2 protein-coding genes and 1 pseudogene are annotated in these 15,893 nt (G+C 75.9%); all 3 read right to left on the bottom strand.

The annotated features are described in order from the left end of the window. Positions 1-3,053 (bottom strand): type I polyketide synthase (locus FPZ41_RS18365; RefSeq protein ID WP_152863971.1); only part of this gene is annotated, 3,053 nt, incomplete at its 3' end. Between the two features lie 28 nt (positions 3,054-3,081). Then, a complete protein-coding gene (locus FPZ41_RS49515; protein WP_152863974.1) occupies positions 3,082-12,480 on the bottom strand; it encodes a type I polyketide synthase in 9,399 nt (3,132 codons plus the stop codon). Positions 12,481-12,574: 94 nt separating this feature from the next. Further along, positions 12,575-15,856, bottom strand: a pseudogene (locus FPZ41_RS18375) (type I polyketide synthase); the annotation flags it as partial. Positions 15,857-15,893 lie beyond the last annotated feature (37 nt).

Below are 15,893 nucleotides of genomic sequence, written 5' to 3' on the forward strand. Positions count from 1 at the left end.
GTGTCGAGTCGGCCGGAGGCGTGGACGGTCCACTCGGCCCGCGGTTCGGCGGTGTCGGGGCGGGAGTGGACACTGACGGGGCGGCGGCCGTCGGCGGCGGGTGGGCCCACGCGTACCTGGAGTTGGATGGCCTCGCGTTCCGCGATGTCGAGCGGGGCCGTGAGGGTGAGATCGTGGACGCGCTCGCAGCCCACCTCGTCGCCGGCCCGCAGAGCGAGTTCCAGGAAGGCGGTGCCGGGGAGCAGGACGCGGCCGTGGACGACATGGTCGGCGAGCCATGGTTGCCGGGCGGGGGTCAGCCGGCCGGTGAGGACGACGCCCTCGCCGTCGGCCAGGTCGACGGTGGCGGCCAGCAGCGGGTGGCCGGACGCGCCGAGGCCGAGTCCGGTGGCGTCTCGGACACGACCGGTGCCGGTGGGCCAGTAGGGCTGCCGTTCGAAGGCGGTGGTGGGCAGGTCGACGCGGCGGGCACCGGTGTCCTGGTAGAGCGCGGCCCAGTCGACGGTTCCGGCGGCGCTGGCGGTGTGCAGCCGGGCCAGGCCGGTGATCAGGGACAGTTCCTCGGGGCGGTCGGCGCGCAGGAGCGGTACGGCGACCGTCTCGGGGTCGGCGAGGGTCTCCTCGACGAGCGCGCTCAGCACGCCGTCGGGGCCGAGTTCGAGGTGGGCGCGCACGCCTTGGGCGGCGAGGGTCCGTACGGCGTCGGCGAACCGCACGGTGGCGACGGTCTGCCGGGTCCAGTGGTCGGGATCGCGCAGTTCACGGGCGGTGGCGGTGCGGCCGGTGACGGTCGAGACGACGGGCAGCCGCGGGTCGTGGAAGGTGAGCCCGGCGACCACGGCGCGGAAGTCGTCGAGGACGGGCGTCATCAGCGGTGAGTGGAAGGCGTGCGAGACGGCGAGCCGGTGGGTGCGGTGCCCGGCGTCGCGGAGCCGGTCGGCAGCCGCGAGTACGGCGTCCTCGGCACCGGACATGACCACGGAGGCCGGGCCGTTGACGGCGGCGAGCGCGACGTCGTCGCCGAGCAGCGGGCGCACCGCGTCCTCGGACGCCGCCACGGCGACCATGGCGCCGCCCTCGGGCAGCGCCTGCATGAGGCGGCCGCGGGCGGTGACGAGGGCACAGGCGTCCTCGACGGACAGCACACCGGCGACATGCGCGGCGGTGATCTCGCCGATGGAGTGCCCGGCGACGAAGCCGGAGCGCACACCCAGCGATTCGGCGAGCCGGTACAGGGCGGTCTCAACGGCGAAGAGGGCGGGCTGGGTGTGTTCGGTGCGGTTGAGCGCGGCCTCGTCGCCGCCCCACATGACGTCCCGCAGGGCGGGGTCGAGGTGGCCGAGCAACTCGTCGAGTGCTTCGGCGAATGCGGGGAAGCGGTCGTACAACTCCCGTCCCATGCCGAGGCGTTGGCTGCCCTGGCCGGTGAAGAGGATCGCGAGGCCGCCCTCTGTGGCGGTGCCGCGGGCCAGTTCGCGCGGTCCGTCCTCGTGCGGCAGGAGTACGGCGCGGTGTTCCAGGTGGCCGCGTCCTGTGGCGAGGGAGTGACCGACGTCCGGTGCGGCCAGGCCGGAGGCGGCGGCCGTGACCCGGTGGAGCTGGGTGTCGAGGCCGGTGGCGGTGCGGGCGGACACCGGCCATGGCGTCAGGGCCGGGGTGGGTGTGACGTCGGGTTCCTCGGCGGGCGGGGCCTGTTCGAGGACGACGTGGGCGTTGGTGCCGCTGATGCCGAAGGAGGAGACGCCGGCGCGGCGTGGGGCGTCGGTGTGCGGCCAGGGCGTGTTGGCGGTGAGGAGCCGTACGGAGCCGGCGGTCCAGTCCACGTCGGGCGTGGGCTCCTGGGTGTGCAGGCTGCGTGGGAGCAGGCCGGCCCGTAGGGCCATGACGGTCTTGATGACGCCGGCGACTCCGGCGGCGCCCTGGGTGTGGCCGATATTGGACTTCACCGAGCCCAGCAGCAGGGGACGTTCGCGGTTCTGGCCGTAGGCGGCGAGGAGGGCCTGGGCCTCGATGGGGTCGCCCAGTGTCGTGCCCGTGCCGTGTGCCTCGACGGCGTCGATCTGGTCGGGGGTGAGGCCGGCGTTGTCGAGGGCGGCGCGGATGACGCGTTGCTGTGCGGGCCCGTTGGGGGCGCTGATGCCGTTGGAGGCGCCGTCCTGGTTGAGGGCGGTGCCGCGGACCACGGCGAGCACGGGGTGGCCGCTTCGCCGGGCGTCACTGAGGCGTTCCAGTACGAGGACGCCGGCGCCCTCGCTCCAGCCGACCCCGTCGGCGGCGGCGGAGAAGGGCTTGCAGCGGCCGTCGGAGGCGAGGCCTCCCTGGGCGGTGAAGGACACGAAGGTTCCAGGGGTGCACATGACGGTGGCGCCGCAGGCGAGGGCGAGGGCGGACTCGCCGGTGCGCAGCGACTGCACGGCCCAGTGCAGGGCGACGAGGGAGGAGGAGCAGCCTGTGTCGACGGTGACGGCGGGCCCCTCCAGGCCGAGGACGTAGGAGATGCGCCCGGAGATCACGCCGGCGGCGTGGCCGGTGGTGGCGTAGACGTCCATGTTCTCGCGGGCTGCGGCGACGACCTTGCCGTAGTCCTGGATGGTGGTGCCGGCGAAAACGCCGGTGCGGCTGCCGCGCAGTGCGGTCGGGGCGATGCCGGCGCGTTCGAGCGCCTCCCAGGCGGTCTCCAGCAGGAGCCGCTGCTGGGGGTCCATGGCGAGGGCCTCGCGGGGGGCGATGCCGAAGAACGCCGGGTCGAACTCGGTCATCGCGTCGAGGAAGCCGCCTTCGCGCGCACGGCTGCGGCCGGGTCCGTCGCCGGTGAGGCGGGCCAGGTCCCAGCCGCGGTCGGTGGGGAACGGGCCGATGGCATCCCGTCCGTCGACGACGAGCTCCCACAGGTCCTCCGGGGAGGCGACGCCGCCGGGGTAGCGGCAGCCCATGCCGACGACGGCGATCGGTTCGACGGCCGCCGAGATGAGCTGCTGGTTGTGCCGCCGCAGCCGCTCGTTCTCCTTCAGGGAGGTCCGCAGCGCCTCGACGTAGGGGTTGGGTGTGTTCAACGCGGGCTCTCTCAAGTCGGGCGGGATGTCAGTCCGAGGTGGTCTCGGCCGCGAGCCGCAGCAGGCTCTCGCCGTCGAGGGCGTCCAGGTCGTGAGGTTCGTGCGGGCCGGTGTCGCCCGCTGGGGTGCCGGTGGTCGCGGGGTCGCCGTCGGCGAGTTGCAGGATCAGGTCCAGCAGCCCGGCCTTGCGCAGCCGGGCGGGCGGGATGGCGGCGAGGGCGGCGCGGACCGTGACGTCCGGGTCGTCGCCGACGGCGGCCGCCGGGGCGTCGGGGAAGAGTTCGGTGCGCAGGTGGGCGGCGACGGCCGTGGCGTTGGGGTGGTCGAAGACGAGGGAGGCGGGCAGGGCGAGGCCGGTGACGGCCCTGAGCCGGTTGCGCAGCTCGACGGCGCTGACGGAGTCGAAGCCGAGGTCGCGCAGGGCGCGTTCGGCGGGTACGGCGTCGGAGCCGGAGTGGCCCAGGGTGGCGGCGGCCTCGGTGCGGACGAGGTCGAGGAGCAGACGGGTGCGTTCGACGTCGGGCAGCTCGGCGAGCCGGTCGCGCAGGCCGGGGCCGTCCTCGGGTTCGGGGGCGTCGGCGGACCCGGGTTCGGTGGCCGGCGCCAGTTCGGACAGCAGCGGGCTGGGCCGGGCCGCGGTGAAGGCGGGAAGGAACGCCGCCCAGTCGGTGGCCGTGACGGTCAGGCCGGTCACGTCCTCGTCGAGGGCGCGTTGCAGGGCGGCGAGCGCGGTGTCGGGGTCCATGGGGTGGACGCCGCGGCGCGCGAGTTCGGCGGCGAGGCCGGGTTCGGTGGCCATGCCGGTCTCGCCCCACGCGCCCCAGGCGATGGAGGTGGCGGGCAGGCCGGCGGCGCGGCGGTGCCGGGCGAGTGCGTCGAGGTAGGCGTTGGCGGCGGCGTAGGCGGGCTGGCCTCCGCTGCCCCAGGAGGCGGCGCCGGAGGAGAACAGCACGAACGCGTCGAGGTCGCGGTCCGCGGTGAGTTCGTGGAGGTGGCGGGCTCCGAGCAGTTTGGCGCTGAGCAGCGCCTGCAGGCTGTCCGGGGTGAGGGCGGTGGTGTCGCTGTCGCCGTCGGAGACGCCGGCGGCGTGGATGACGGTGGTCAGCGGCTGGTCGGCGGGCAGAGCGTCGAGGTGGGCGGCGAGGGCGGCCCGGTCGGCGGCGTCGCAGGCGGCGACGGTGACGCGGGCGCCGAGTTCGGTGAGCTGTTTGGTGAGGGTGTCGGCGCCGGGGGCGTCGGGGCCGCGTCGGCTGAGGAGCAGGACGTGGGCGGCGCCCCCGGCGACGGCCCAGTGGGCGAGGCGGCTGCCGAGGGCGCCGGTGCCGCCGGTGACGAGGGCGGTGCCGCCGGTACGCCAGGGCTGTGCCGCGGTGGGTTCCCCGGCGGGGACGAGACGGCGGGCGTGGGCGCCCGAGGGGCGCAGGGCCAGCTGGTCCTCGGTGGCGTCGGTGGTGAGCAGCGCGGCGAGCAGGGCGCCGGAGCGGGTGTCGACGGTGTCCGGCAGGTCGGCCAGGCCGCCCCACAGTGCGGGGTGTTCCAGGGCGGCGACCCGGCCGAGTCCCCACAGGGTGCCTTGGGCCGGGTGGCTGGCGAGGTCGCCGGGTACGGCGGCGACGGCTTCCCGGGTGAGGCACCACAGCCGGGCTCCGGTGGGCCGGTCGGCGAGTGCCTGGAGCAGGGCGACGGTCGCGGCGAGCCCGGCGGGCACCGCCGGGTGACGGGTGTCGGTGGGGTCCTCGGCGAGGCCCAGCAGGGAGACCACGACCGTGAGGTGTGGGGGCAGCGCCGCGGCGAGGGTGGTGCGGTCGGCGGTTGCGGGGTCGACGTCCACGCGGGCGGTGCCGGGTCCGAGGGCGGCGACGACGGCGGCCACCCAGGGGTCCGCGGTGTGCGTGTCCGGGACGACGACGAGGCGGTCGGCGGGCGGGACCGAGGCCGTTATGGCCGTCGGGTGCCAGGTCTCCCGGTAGCTCCAGGACGCGGCGAGCGTCCGGCGCCGGGACCGCTGCCGCCAGTCGGCGAGGGCGGGCAGGACGGCGGCGAGTTCGGGCTCGCCGGCTCCGGTCTCGGCGGCGAGGCGGGCGGTGTCGGCGTCGTCGACGAGGTCCCAGAACGCGCTGTCCTCGCCGGCGCCGGCCTGCGCGGGGGCTGTGTCGGGGGTGGGCCAGTAGCGGCGGCGCTGGAAGGGGTAGGTGGGCAGCTCGACGGCCGGCTCGGAGCGGGCGGCGGAGGGGAAGCAGGGCCGCCAGTCGACGGGCAGGCCCACCGTCCAGCCGGCCGCCGCCGACAGCAGGAAGGCGCGGGCGTCGGAGGCCTGACGGCGCACGGATCCGAGGACGACGGCGTCCTCGGCGCCCGCCGCTTCACAGGTCTCACCGATCGCGCCGGCCAGGACGGGGTGAGGGCTGCTCTCGACGAAGACCCGGTGTCCGGCCGCGAGCAGGGCGCGGGTGGCCGCCTCCATGCGCACGGTCTGCCGCAGGTTGCGGTACCAGTAGCCGGCGTCGAGGGCGGTGGTGTCGAGGCGTCCACCGGTCACCGTGGAATAGAACGGGACACTGGCCGGGCGCGGGTTCAACTCCCCCAGGGCGGCAAGGAGTTGTTCCTTCACGGCCTCGGTCTGGGGGCCGTGCCCGGCGATGTCGGACTTGACGTCCTTGGTGCGCAGGTTCCTGCGCGCGCACATGTCGCGCAGTTCGTCGAGGGCGCCGTTCTCTCCGGAGACGACGACCATGGAGGGCCCGTTGAGGACGGCTACGCCGACCCGTCCGGGCCACGCCTGAAGGAGGGGTTCGACCTGCTCGACGGGCGCGAACACCGTCATCAGGCCGCCCAGTCCACCGAGTTCGAGCATGGTCCGGCCGCGCAGCGCCACCAGCCGGGCCGCCTCCTGAAGCGTGAAGGCGCCCGCCACATGGGCGGCGGCGATCTCACCCTGCGAGTGGCCGACGACGGCACCGGGTTCAACGCCGAGGGAGCGCCAGAGGGCGGCGAGCGCGACCATGGTGGAGAACAGCGCGGGCTGCACGACGTCGGCCCTGTGCAGTACGTCGGGGTCGTCGCCCTCGCCGCGCAGCAGGGCGACGGGCGAGAAGTCGACGTAGGGGGCGAGGGCGTCGGCGCAGTCGTCGACGGTGGTACGGAACACCTGTGAGGTGTCGTACAGTTCGCGGCCCATGCCCCACCACTGGGAGCCCTGGCCGGGGAAGACGAACACCGGGCCGGTGGCGGTGCCGGCGGTCGTGCCGCGGATGACGGCGGGGTCGGTGGTGCCGGTGGCCAGGGCGTCCAGCGAGTCGAGGAGCCGGGCGCGGTCGTGGCCCAGGACGACGGCACGGTGCTGATGGGCGGCGCGGGTGGTGGCGAGCGACCAGCCGGCCGCCGCGGGCGCGGTCCCGGGCCGGGAGCGCAGGAAGGCGCCTGCGCGGGCGGCTTGTTCGGCCAGCGCGGGAGCGGTCCGGGCGGACAGGAGCAGGGGCACGTCGGGGGTGTCGACCGGTGGCGTCACCTCCGCGGTGGGCTCTGCCGCGGGCTGCGGGGGTGCTTGCTCCAGCACGAGATGGGCGTTGGTGCCGCTGATGCCGAACGCGGACACGGCGGCGCGGCGGGGCCTTCCGGTGTCGGGCCACTCCTCGGCGGACCGCAGCAGACGTACGGCGCCCGTGGTCCAGTCGACGCGGGTGGAGGGCGTGTCGGCGTGCAGGGTGCGCGGCGCGGTGCCGTGTTCGAGGGCCAGCACCGTCTTGATGACGCCGACCGCGCCGGCCGCCGCCTGGGTGTGGCCGATGTTGGACTTCACCGACCCCAGCAGCAGCGGGTACGTGCGGTGGTGCCCGTAGGCAGCGAGGAGGGCCTCGGCCTCGATGGGGTCTCCGAGCCGGGTGCCGGTCCCGTGGGCCTCGACGGCGTCCACGTCGGCCGGGCCGAGCCGGGCGTCGGCCAGGGCCTCGCGGATGACGCGCTGCTGGGCGGGCCCGTTGGGCGCGGTGAGCCCGTTGGAGGCGCCGTCCTGGTTCACGGCCGACCCGCGGATCACGGCCCGTACCCGATGGCCCCGGCGTCGGGCCTCGCTGAGGCGTTCGACGACGAGGAGCGCGACGCCCTCGGAGTAGCCGGTGCCGTCGGCATCCTCGGAGAACGCCTTGGAGCGGCCGTCGCGGGCGATGGCGCCCAGCCGCTGGATGCGGGCGAAGCTCGCCGAGTCGGTCATCACGGTGACGCCGCCGGCGAGGGCGAGCGCGCACTCGCCCGCGCGGACGGCGCGCACCGCCTGGTGCAGGGCGACCAGCGAGGAGGAGCAGGCGGTGTCGACGGTGAGCGCGGGGCCGTTCAGGCCGAGGATGTAGGAGACGCGGCCGGACAGGGCACTGGCGGCGAGGCCGGTGGCGGCGTGGCTCTCGGTGCGCTCGGCGGAGCCGCTGACCACATGGGCGTAGTCCTGTCCGTTGCTGCCGACGAAGACGCCGGTGCGGGTGGAGCGCAGGGTGTGCGGGTCGATGCCGGCCCGTTCCACGGCCTCCCAGGCGGTCTCCAGCAGGAGCCGCTGCTGCGGGTCCATGGTGACCGCCTCGCGCGGGGAGATCCCGAAGAAGGCCGCGTCGAAGTCGTGGGCGTCGTAGAGGAATCCGCCTTCGAGGCGCCCGCCGTCCGCGAACTCCGTCAGGTCCCAGTCGCGGTCGCCGGGGAAGGGCCCGATGGCGTCGCGTTCCTCGGCGAGCAGGTCCCACAGGAGCTGCGGGGAGTCGGCGCCGCCGGGCAGCCGGCAGGCCATGCCGACGATCACGACCGGGTCGTCCGCGTCATCGGCGTCGTCGCGGGATCCGGACGGGCCGGCGGGTGCGGCTTCCACGGGGTCCTCGCCGGTGCCGGTCAGGGCGGCCAGCAGATGTTCGGCGAGTTCGCGCGGGGTGGGGTGATCGAAGACGACTCCGGCGGCGAGTGACAGTCCCGTCACGGCGACGAGCCGGTTGCGCAACTCCACGGCGCTCAACGAGTCGAACCCGGAGGCCCGGAACGCCCGGTCGGGCGGTACGTCGGCGGCCCGCCGGTGACCGAGGGCGCCGGCGGCCGCGGTGCGCACCGCGGCCAGGACGAGCGTGGTGTGTTCGGCGGGCGGTGCCGTGCGCAGCCGGTCGGCCAGGGGCGTCGTGGCGGCGTCCGGTGTGTGGGAGGCGTCCGGGGCCGGTACGGCGGGGTGGTCGTCGAGGACCGGGCTGCGGCGCGGGCCGCCGCGCAGCGCGACGGCGAGGGGGGCGAGGTCGGCGACCAGGAGGGCGGGGTGGGGCTCGGTGGTGGCTTCCAGCAGGGCGGTCAGGGCCAGTTCGGGGTCGAGGCCGCCCAGGCCGGACCGTCGGCCCTGCGTGTCGTCCAGCACGGCGGCCATGCCGGCGCCGCGCCAGGCCGCCCAGGAGATCGACACGGCGGGCAGCCCCTCGGCACGGCGGCGGGCGGCGAGGGTGTCGAGGACGGTGTTGGCCGCCGCGTAGTTGGCCTGGCCGGGGTTGCCAAGGGCGCCGGACACCGATGAGAACAGTACGAACGCCGACAGGTCCTGGTTTCTGGTCAGTTCGTCGAGGTGGAGCGCGGCGGTGGTCTTGGCGCGGAACACGTCGGTGAACCGGTCCGGGGTGAGCCGGTCCAGCACGCCGTCGTCGAGGACTCCGGCGGCGTGCACGACGGCGGTCAGCGGCTGCTCGGCGGGGATCGCGGCGAGCAGGGCGGCCAGCGCGTCCCGGTCGGCGACGTCGCAGGCGGCGATGTCCACCTCGCAGCCGGCCTCGGCCAGTTCATGTCTCAGGTCGTCCGCGCCCGGCGCGTCCGGGCCGCGGCGCGAGACCAGCAACAGGCGCTCGGCACCCTCCTCGGCCAGCCGACGCGCGACCTGTGCGCCGAGGCCGCCGGTGCCACCCGTGACGAGGGTGGTGCCGGCGGGACGCCACCCGGTGGGCGGGCCGCCGGGCAGTCCCCCGGGCGCCTCGGGCTCCCGTCGAGGCGCCGGCACGAGCCGCCGGACGAGGGCTCCGGTGGCGCGTACGGCCACCTCGTCCTCTCCGTGCGAGGCCGTGAGGGCGGCCAGCGTGAGGGCGACGGTGTGCGCGGTGGGGTCGTCGGCGGGCAGGTCCAGCAGGCCGCCCCAGCGATCGGGGATCTCACGAGCGGCGACCCGCCCGAGCCCCCGGAGAGCGGACCCGGCGAGGCCACGGGCCCGGTCGCCTTCGGCGGCGGCCACGGCGTCACGCGTCGCACACCACAGGGGTGCCCGCAGCCCGGCGTCGCCGGTCGCCTGAATGGCCGTCAGCGCGGCGAGGAGCCCGGCCGGCACGTCCGCCGCGTCGGAGTCCTCGAGCGCGGTGAGGCACAGGACGCCCGCCGGCTCGCTGTCGCCCGCCGCGTCCCGCAGCAGTGCGGCGAGCGTGGCGCGGTCGGCGCCGGCGGGGCAGCGGACCGGCACGGCCGCCGTACCGAGGGCGTGGGCCAGCGCGCCTGCCCAGGGGTCGTCGTGCTCGGGCAGGAGGAGCAGCCAGGGGCCGGTCGTCCCACCGGGCCACGGGAAAGTGCACGGCTGCCAGTGCTCGCGGTGGCGCAGGGCGTCCAGGACGGCCCGGCCGCGGTGCCGGGACCGCCAGGACAGCAGGGCGGGCACCACGGATCGGACGGCGTCCTCCGGGACGCCGAGCCGGCCCGCGAGCGCGGCGGGTTCGGTGCGGCCGAGCGCCGACCACAGGTCCGTGCCGTCCGCTTCCCGGTTGGCGTTGCGGAAGGGGAAACGGCTGCGGCGGAACGGGTAGGTGGGCAACGCGACCCGCTCGGCCCCGGTCCCGGCGAACAGGGCCGTGAAGTCGACCGGGACGCCGTGGACGTACAGCCTGGCCAGGGCCGTGACGGCGGAGTGCTCCTCGTCCGGACCGCCGTGCAGCAGCGGTGTGACGACGGCGCCGGGCGGCAGGGTCTCCTGTGCGAGGGCCGCGAGGACGCCGCCGGGGCCCACCTCCAGCCAGGCGCCGACGCCGTGCTCGGCCAGGGTGCGCACACCGTCGGCGAAGCGGACGGTCTCGCGCAGATGGCGTACCCAGTAGTCGGGGGTGGTCAGTTCGCCGGGCTCGGCGAGCCGTCCCGTGACGTTGGAGACGACGGGCAGGGTGGGTTCGGCGAAGGACAACTCCGCGACGGCCGCACGGAACGGGTCGAGGGCGGGCTCCATCAGCGGTGAGTGGAAGGCGTGCGACACCCGCAGGCGCGCGGTGCGGTGCCCGGCCCCGGCCAGGCGGGTCGCGGCCGCGTCCACGGCCTCGTCGGGGCCGGAGAGGACCACGGAACGCGGCCCGTTGACGGCGCCCAGGACGACGCCGTCGGTGAGCAGCGGGCGGACCTCCTCCTCACCGGCGGCCACGGCGACCATCGCACCGCCGGCCGGCAGGCCCTGCATCAGGCGGGCCCGCGCGGACACCAGGCGGCAGGCGTCGGCCAGGGACAGCACTCCGGCGACGTGGGCGGCGGCGATCTCGCCGACGGAGTGGCCCATGAGGTACTCGGGCCGTACGCCCCAGGAGACCACGAGCCGGTACAGGGCGACCTCGACGGCGAACAGCGCGGGCTGCGCGAACTCCGTGCGGTGCAGCGTCCCTTCGTCCTCGCCCCACATCGCCGACCGCACGCGGGGGTCGAGCCCGGCGAGGACCTCGTCCAGGGCCGCGGCGAACACGGGGAAGCGGGCGGCGAGTTCATGTCCCATGGCGAGGCGCTGGCTGCCCTGCCCGGAGAACAGGACGGCGACGGACGGCTCGTCGCCCGCCACGGCTTCGGCGAGCGGCGGGGCGTCCTCGGCGGAGCCGAGCAGCACGGCCCGGTGCTCGAAGGAGGACCGTCCGCCGGCCAGCGAGTGGCCGATGTCGAGCGGGTCGTGCCCGGTGGCCCGCTCGCGTACGCGGGCCATGTGGTCGGCGAGGGCCTCGGCGCTGCGGGCGGACAGCGGCCAGGGCACCGCGCGTACGGGCGACGGGGCCGGCTCGGGGGCCGGTCTGGACTCGGCTGCCGGTTGCGGGTCGGGGGCCGCCTCCAGGATGACGTGTGCGTTGGTGCCGCTGATGCCGAACGCGGACACGGCGGCCCGCCGGGGTCGGCCGGTGCGGGGCCAGTCGGTGTGCTGCCGCAGTAGTTCGACGCGGCCGCCCGCCCATTCGACGGCGCCCGTCGGCTCTTGCGCGTGCAGGGTGCGCGGCAGCCTGCCGTACCGCATCGCCAGCACCGTCTTGATCACGCCGGCGACGCCCGCCGCGGCCTGGGTGTGTCCGATGTTGGACTTCAACGAGCCGAGCAGCAGCGGCCGTTCGCGGTCCTGGCCGTAGGTGGCGAGCAGCGCGGACGCCTCGACGGGGTCGCCGAGCGTCGTGCCGGTGCCGTGCGCCTCGACGGCGTCCACGTCGGCGGGGCCGAGTCCGGCGGTGGCCAGGGCCTGCCGGATGACCTGCTGCTGGGCGCGACCGCTGGGGGCGGTCAGGCCGTTGGAGGCGCCGTCCGAGTTGACGGCGGTGCCGCGTACGAGCGCCAGGACGGGGTGCCCGTGGCGGCGGGCGTCGGACAGACGCTCCACGACGAGGACGGCGACGCCCTCGGACCAGCCGGTGCCGTCGGCATCCGCGGAGAACGCCTTGCAGCGGCCGTCGGGGGCGAGGCCGCCCTGCCGGCTGAACTCGGTGAAGACGGCCGGGTCGGACATCACCGTGACGCCGCCGACAACGGCCAGTTCGGTCTCTGAGGTCCGCAGGGCCTGGACGGCGGTGTGCAGGGCGACCAGCGAGGAGGAGCAGGCGGTGTCGACGGTCAGGGCCGGGCCTTCGAGGCCGAGGACGTAGGCGAGCCGGCCCGACAGGACGCTGGCGGCGGTGCCGGTCATGGCGTGTCCGGCGCCGTCGCCGGGGCCGGGCCGACCGGAGTCCCACTGGTAGGTGCCCGCGTACACGCCGGTGCGGCTGCCGCGCAGGGACTGCGGGTCGATACCGGCGTTCTCCAGGGCCTCCCAGGCGACTTCGAGGAACAGTCGCTGCTGCGGGTCCATCGTGGCCGCCTCGCGGGGCGAGATGCCGAAGAACTCCGCGTCGAAGGCGTCGGCGCCGCCGAGGAACCCACCGCCGCGCGCGGTGCTCCCGGCGAGCAGCGCGGTCAGGTCCCAGCCGCGGTCGGCGGGGAAGTCGGTGACGGCGTCCCCTCCGGTGTCGACGAGCCGCCACAGGTCGTCGGGCGAGGTCACGTTGCCGGGCAGGCGGCAGCCCATGCCGACGACGGCGACGGGGTCGTCGCCGGATGCTCCGAGGGCGCGGTCCGTCTCCAGTTCCTCGATGCGCCGGTGGGCACGGCGCAGCTCCGCCGTCACCCGTCGGAGGTAGTCGACGACTGTGTCCTGCTGCTCTTCCTGCACGGGATGTCCCATCGCGTCGGCGGAGGGGTACGTGGCCTGCGGGTGGGGGGTGGCCCGCTGGGGTCACTGGCTTCGGGAGGTGGGGGGTGCCGCCCTGGAGCGCCGGTCAGCGGACCGGGAACTCCTTGTCGATCGGGAACTCCTGGTCGATGAGGTCCAGGAGCCGGTCGACGGGGGCGGCGGCGATGTCGGCGGCGTCCGCCGTAGCGCGGCCTCCATGGCCTGCGCCGCCGTTGCTGCCGTGGCCGCCGTCGACGCGGCCTCCCGGAGCGGGCTGCGGGGCGCGTCGGCCGAGGTCGGCCAGCAGGGCTTCGAGACGGTGTACGGCGCTGCGGCGTGCGGGGTGGTCCCCGGGCAGGTCGCGCAGGGCCTCTTCGAAGTCGGCGGGCCAGTCGGGCAGGGTGTGCGGCTGTTCGTCGAGGTGTTCGGCGAGTCGGGCGGCGAGCGCGGCCGGGGTGGGCTGGTCGTAGAACAGGGTGGCCGGAAGGTCGAGACCGGTGGCCTTGCCGAGGCGCACCCGCAGCTCGGTCTCGGCGTAGGAGTCGAGGCCCAGGGAGCGCAGGGCGAGGCGGGGTTCGACACGGCCGGGGTCGGCGTGCCCGAGGGCGGCGGCGGCCTCGGCGCGCACCAGGGTGAGCAGCGCGCGGACCCGGCGCGGGCCGGTGAGGGCCCGTAGTGCGTCGGGGTCGGCGGCGGGCAGGTCGTCGGTCCGGGCGGGCACGGGCAAGGCGGCGGGGTCTGACGGAGTGGGCCAGTGGCGTTCGCGCTGGAAGGGGTACGTCGGCAGTTCGGTGCGGCGGGCGCCGGTGCCGGTGCCGGTGAACAGGGCGGGCCAGTGCACGTCGCTGCCGGTGACGTGCAGCCGGGCGAGCGCGGTGAGCAGCGCCGTCTCGGGGTCGGTGCCGGCGCGCTGGGCGGCGACGGTCACCACGCCGCTCCACGCGAGCAGTTCGACGGTGCTCGCGGTGAGGGTGGCGTCCGTGCCCACTTCGAGGAAGGTGTGGACGCCCGCGTCGCGCAGGGCGGTGATGGCGTCGGCGAACCGTACGGTGCCGCTCACATGGCCGCTCCAGTGGGCGGGCGAGGCGAGGTCGGTGCCGGTGACACGGGCGCCGGTCAGGGTGGACACGACCGGGATGCGAGGCGTGCGCGGTTCGAGGCCGGCCAGATCGCGGCGGAACTCGTCGAGGGTGTCAACCACGAGCGGGGAGTGCAGTCCGTGCGGGGCGGGGAGGGCGGTGGTCGCGCGTCCCTCGGCCGCGAAGGCGTCGGCGATACGGGCGACTTCCCGCGCCGCGCCGGAGAGCACGAGCCGGCCGGGGCCGTCGACGGCGGCGACGGCGACGTCCGGGGTGAGCAGCGGTGCCACCTCGGCCTCGGTGGCGCGTACGGCGACGGTGGCGGCGGACGCGAGCCGCTCGGCCAGCCGGACCCGGGCGGCGACGACACGGCAGGCGTCGATGAGGGACAACGCGCCGGCGGCGTGGGCGGCGGCTATCTCGCCGAGCCCGTGTCCCGCGACGTGAGTGGGCGTCCGGTCGAGGGACTCCAGGAGCCGGTAAAGGGCGATCTCGTGGGCGAACAGGAGGGGTTCGGCGGTACGGGAGGCCCTGGGTGTGCCGGCTGTACCGGACGGGCCGGTGCCGGCTGTACCGGACGGGCCGGGTGTGCCGTGCGTGCCCGGTGTGCCGGGTTCGAGGATGTCGCCGCCCACGACGTCGGGCAGCGGTTCGGGCAGCAGCCCGTCGAACGCCTCGCGTACGGCGGCGAAGGCACGCGCGAACACCGGGAACCGTTCGGCGAGGGCACGGGTCTGTGCGGCGTGCGGGCCGCTGCGTCCGGCGAACAGCACGGCGGACAGGCCGGGTTCGGCGACGCAGCGGGCTGCGGTGGGCGTGCCGTCGGCGGACGCCAGCAGCACGGTACGGTGCGGCAGCGCGGTGGCCCGTCCGGTGGCCAGCGAGTGGGCGATGTCGGCGCGGGCCCGGTCGTCGGCGGGGTCCAGCCGGCGCAGCCGGGCGACCGCCGCGTCCAGGGCGTTCGCCGACCGCGCGGAGACGACCCAGGGCACGATGTGCGGGCTGCCGCCGGGCTCCTCGGCCGGGACGGGTGCGGGCGGTGCCTGTTCGAGGACGACATGGGCGTTGCTGCCGCCGATGCCGAAGGAGGAGACGGCGGCGCGGCGCGGCCTTCCGGTGGCGGGCCAGTCGATGGACTCGCTCAGCAGCCGTGCCGAGCCGGCGGACCAGTCGACGGCCGGGGTCGGCTCGGACAGGTGCGGGGTGGCGGGCAGGATACCGTGCCGCATCGCCAGCACCGTCTTGATCACGCCGGCGACGCCCGCCGCGGCCTGTGCGTGGCCGAGGTTGGCTTTCACGGAGCCGATGAGCAGCGGGTGTTCGCGCTGACGCCCGTAGGTGGCGAGGAGGGCCTCGGCCTCGACGGGGTCGCCGACGCGGGTTCCCGTGCCATGCGCCTCCACGGCGTCGATGTCGCCGGTGCCGAGCCCGGCGTCGTCCAGGGCCAGGGCGATCAGCTCGCGCTGGGCGGAGCCGCTCGGCGCGGTCAGCCGGTCGGTGGCGCCGTCGGCGTTGACGGCCGTGCCGCGGATCAGGGCCAGGACGGGGTGGCCGCCTCGCCGGGCGTCGGAGAGGCGCTCCAGGACGAGGACGCCGACGCCCTCGGCCCAGGCGGTGCCGTCGGCGTCGGCGGAGAACGGCTTGCAGCGGCCGTCGGGGGCGAGTCCGCCCTGCCGGGCATAACCGACGAGGCTGCGGGGCGTGGACAGCACGTTGGCCCCGCCGGCCAGGGCGAGCGTGCACTCCCCGGCGCGCAGGGCACGGACCGCACAGTGCAGGGCGGTCAGTGAGGAGGAGGACGCGGTGTCCACGGTGAGCGCGGGGCCGCGCAGCCCGAGGACGTGGGCGAGGCGGCCGGAGGCGACGCCGGGCGCGGTGCCGGTGACGGCGCCCGCGGCGGCGTCACCGGCGGCACGCGCGGTGACCAGGGCGTAGTCCTCGCCGCTGACGCCGACGTAGACGCCGGTGCGGGTGCCGTGCAGCGACAACGGGTCGATGCCCGCCCGCTCCACGGCCTCCCAGGCGGTCTCCAGCAGCAGCCGCTGCTGGGGATCGGTGGCGACGGCCTCACGGGGCGAGAGCCCGAAGAAGCCGGCGTCGAAGTCGGCGACGCCATCGAGGAATCCGCCGCGCCGGGGCACGGCGGCCCGGTCCGGACCGTCGAGGGCGTCCGGGTCCCAGCCCCGGTCGGCGGGCAGCGGACCGATGGCGTCGCCGACCCCGAGGAGCAGCTCCCACAGCCCCTCGGGGTCGGTGATCCCGCCGGGCAGTCGGCAGGCCATGGCGACGACCGCGACCGGCTCGGCGGCGACCGGGTCGTGCAGGTCGAAGAACTCCAGTCCGGAC

It is taken from the genome of Streptomyces acidicola, from assembly GCF_009377235.1.
GTDB classification, from domain to species: Bacteria; Actinomycetota; Actinomycetes; order Streptomycetales; family Streptomycetaceae; genus Streptomyces; species Streptomyces acidicola.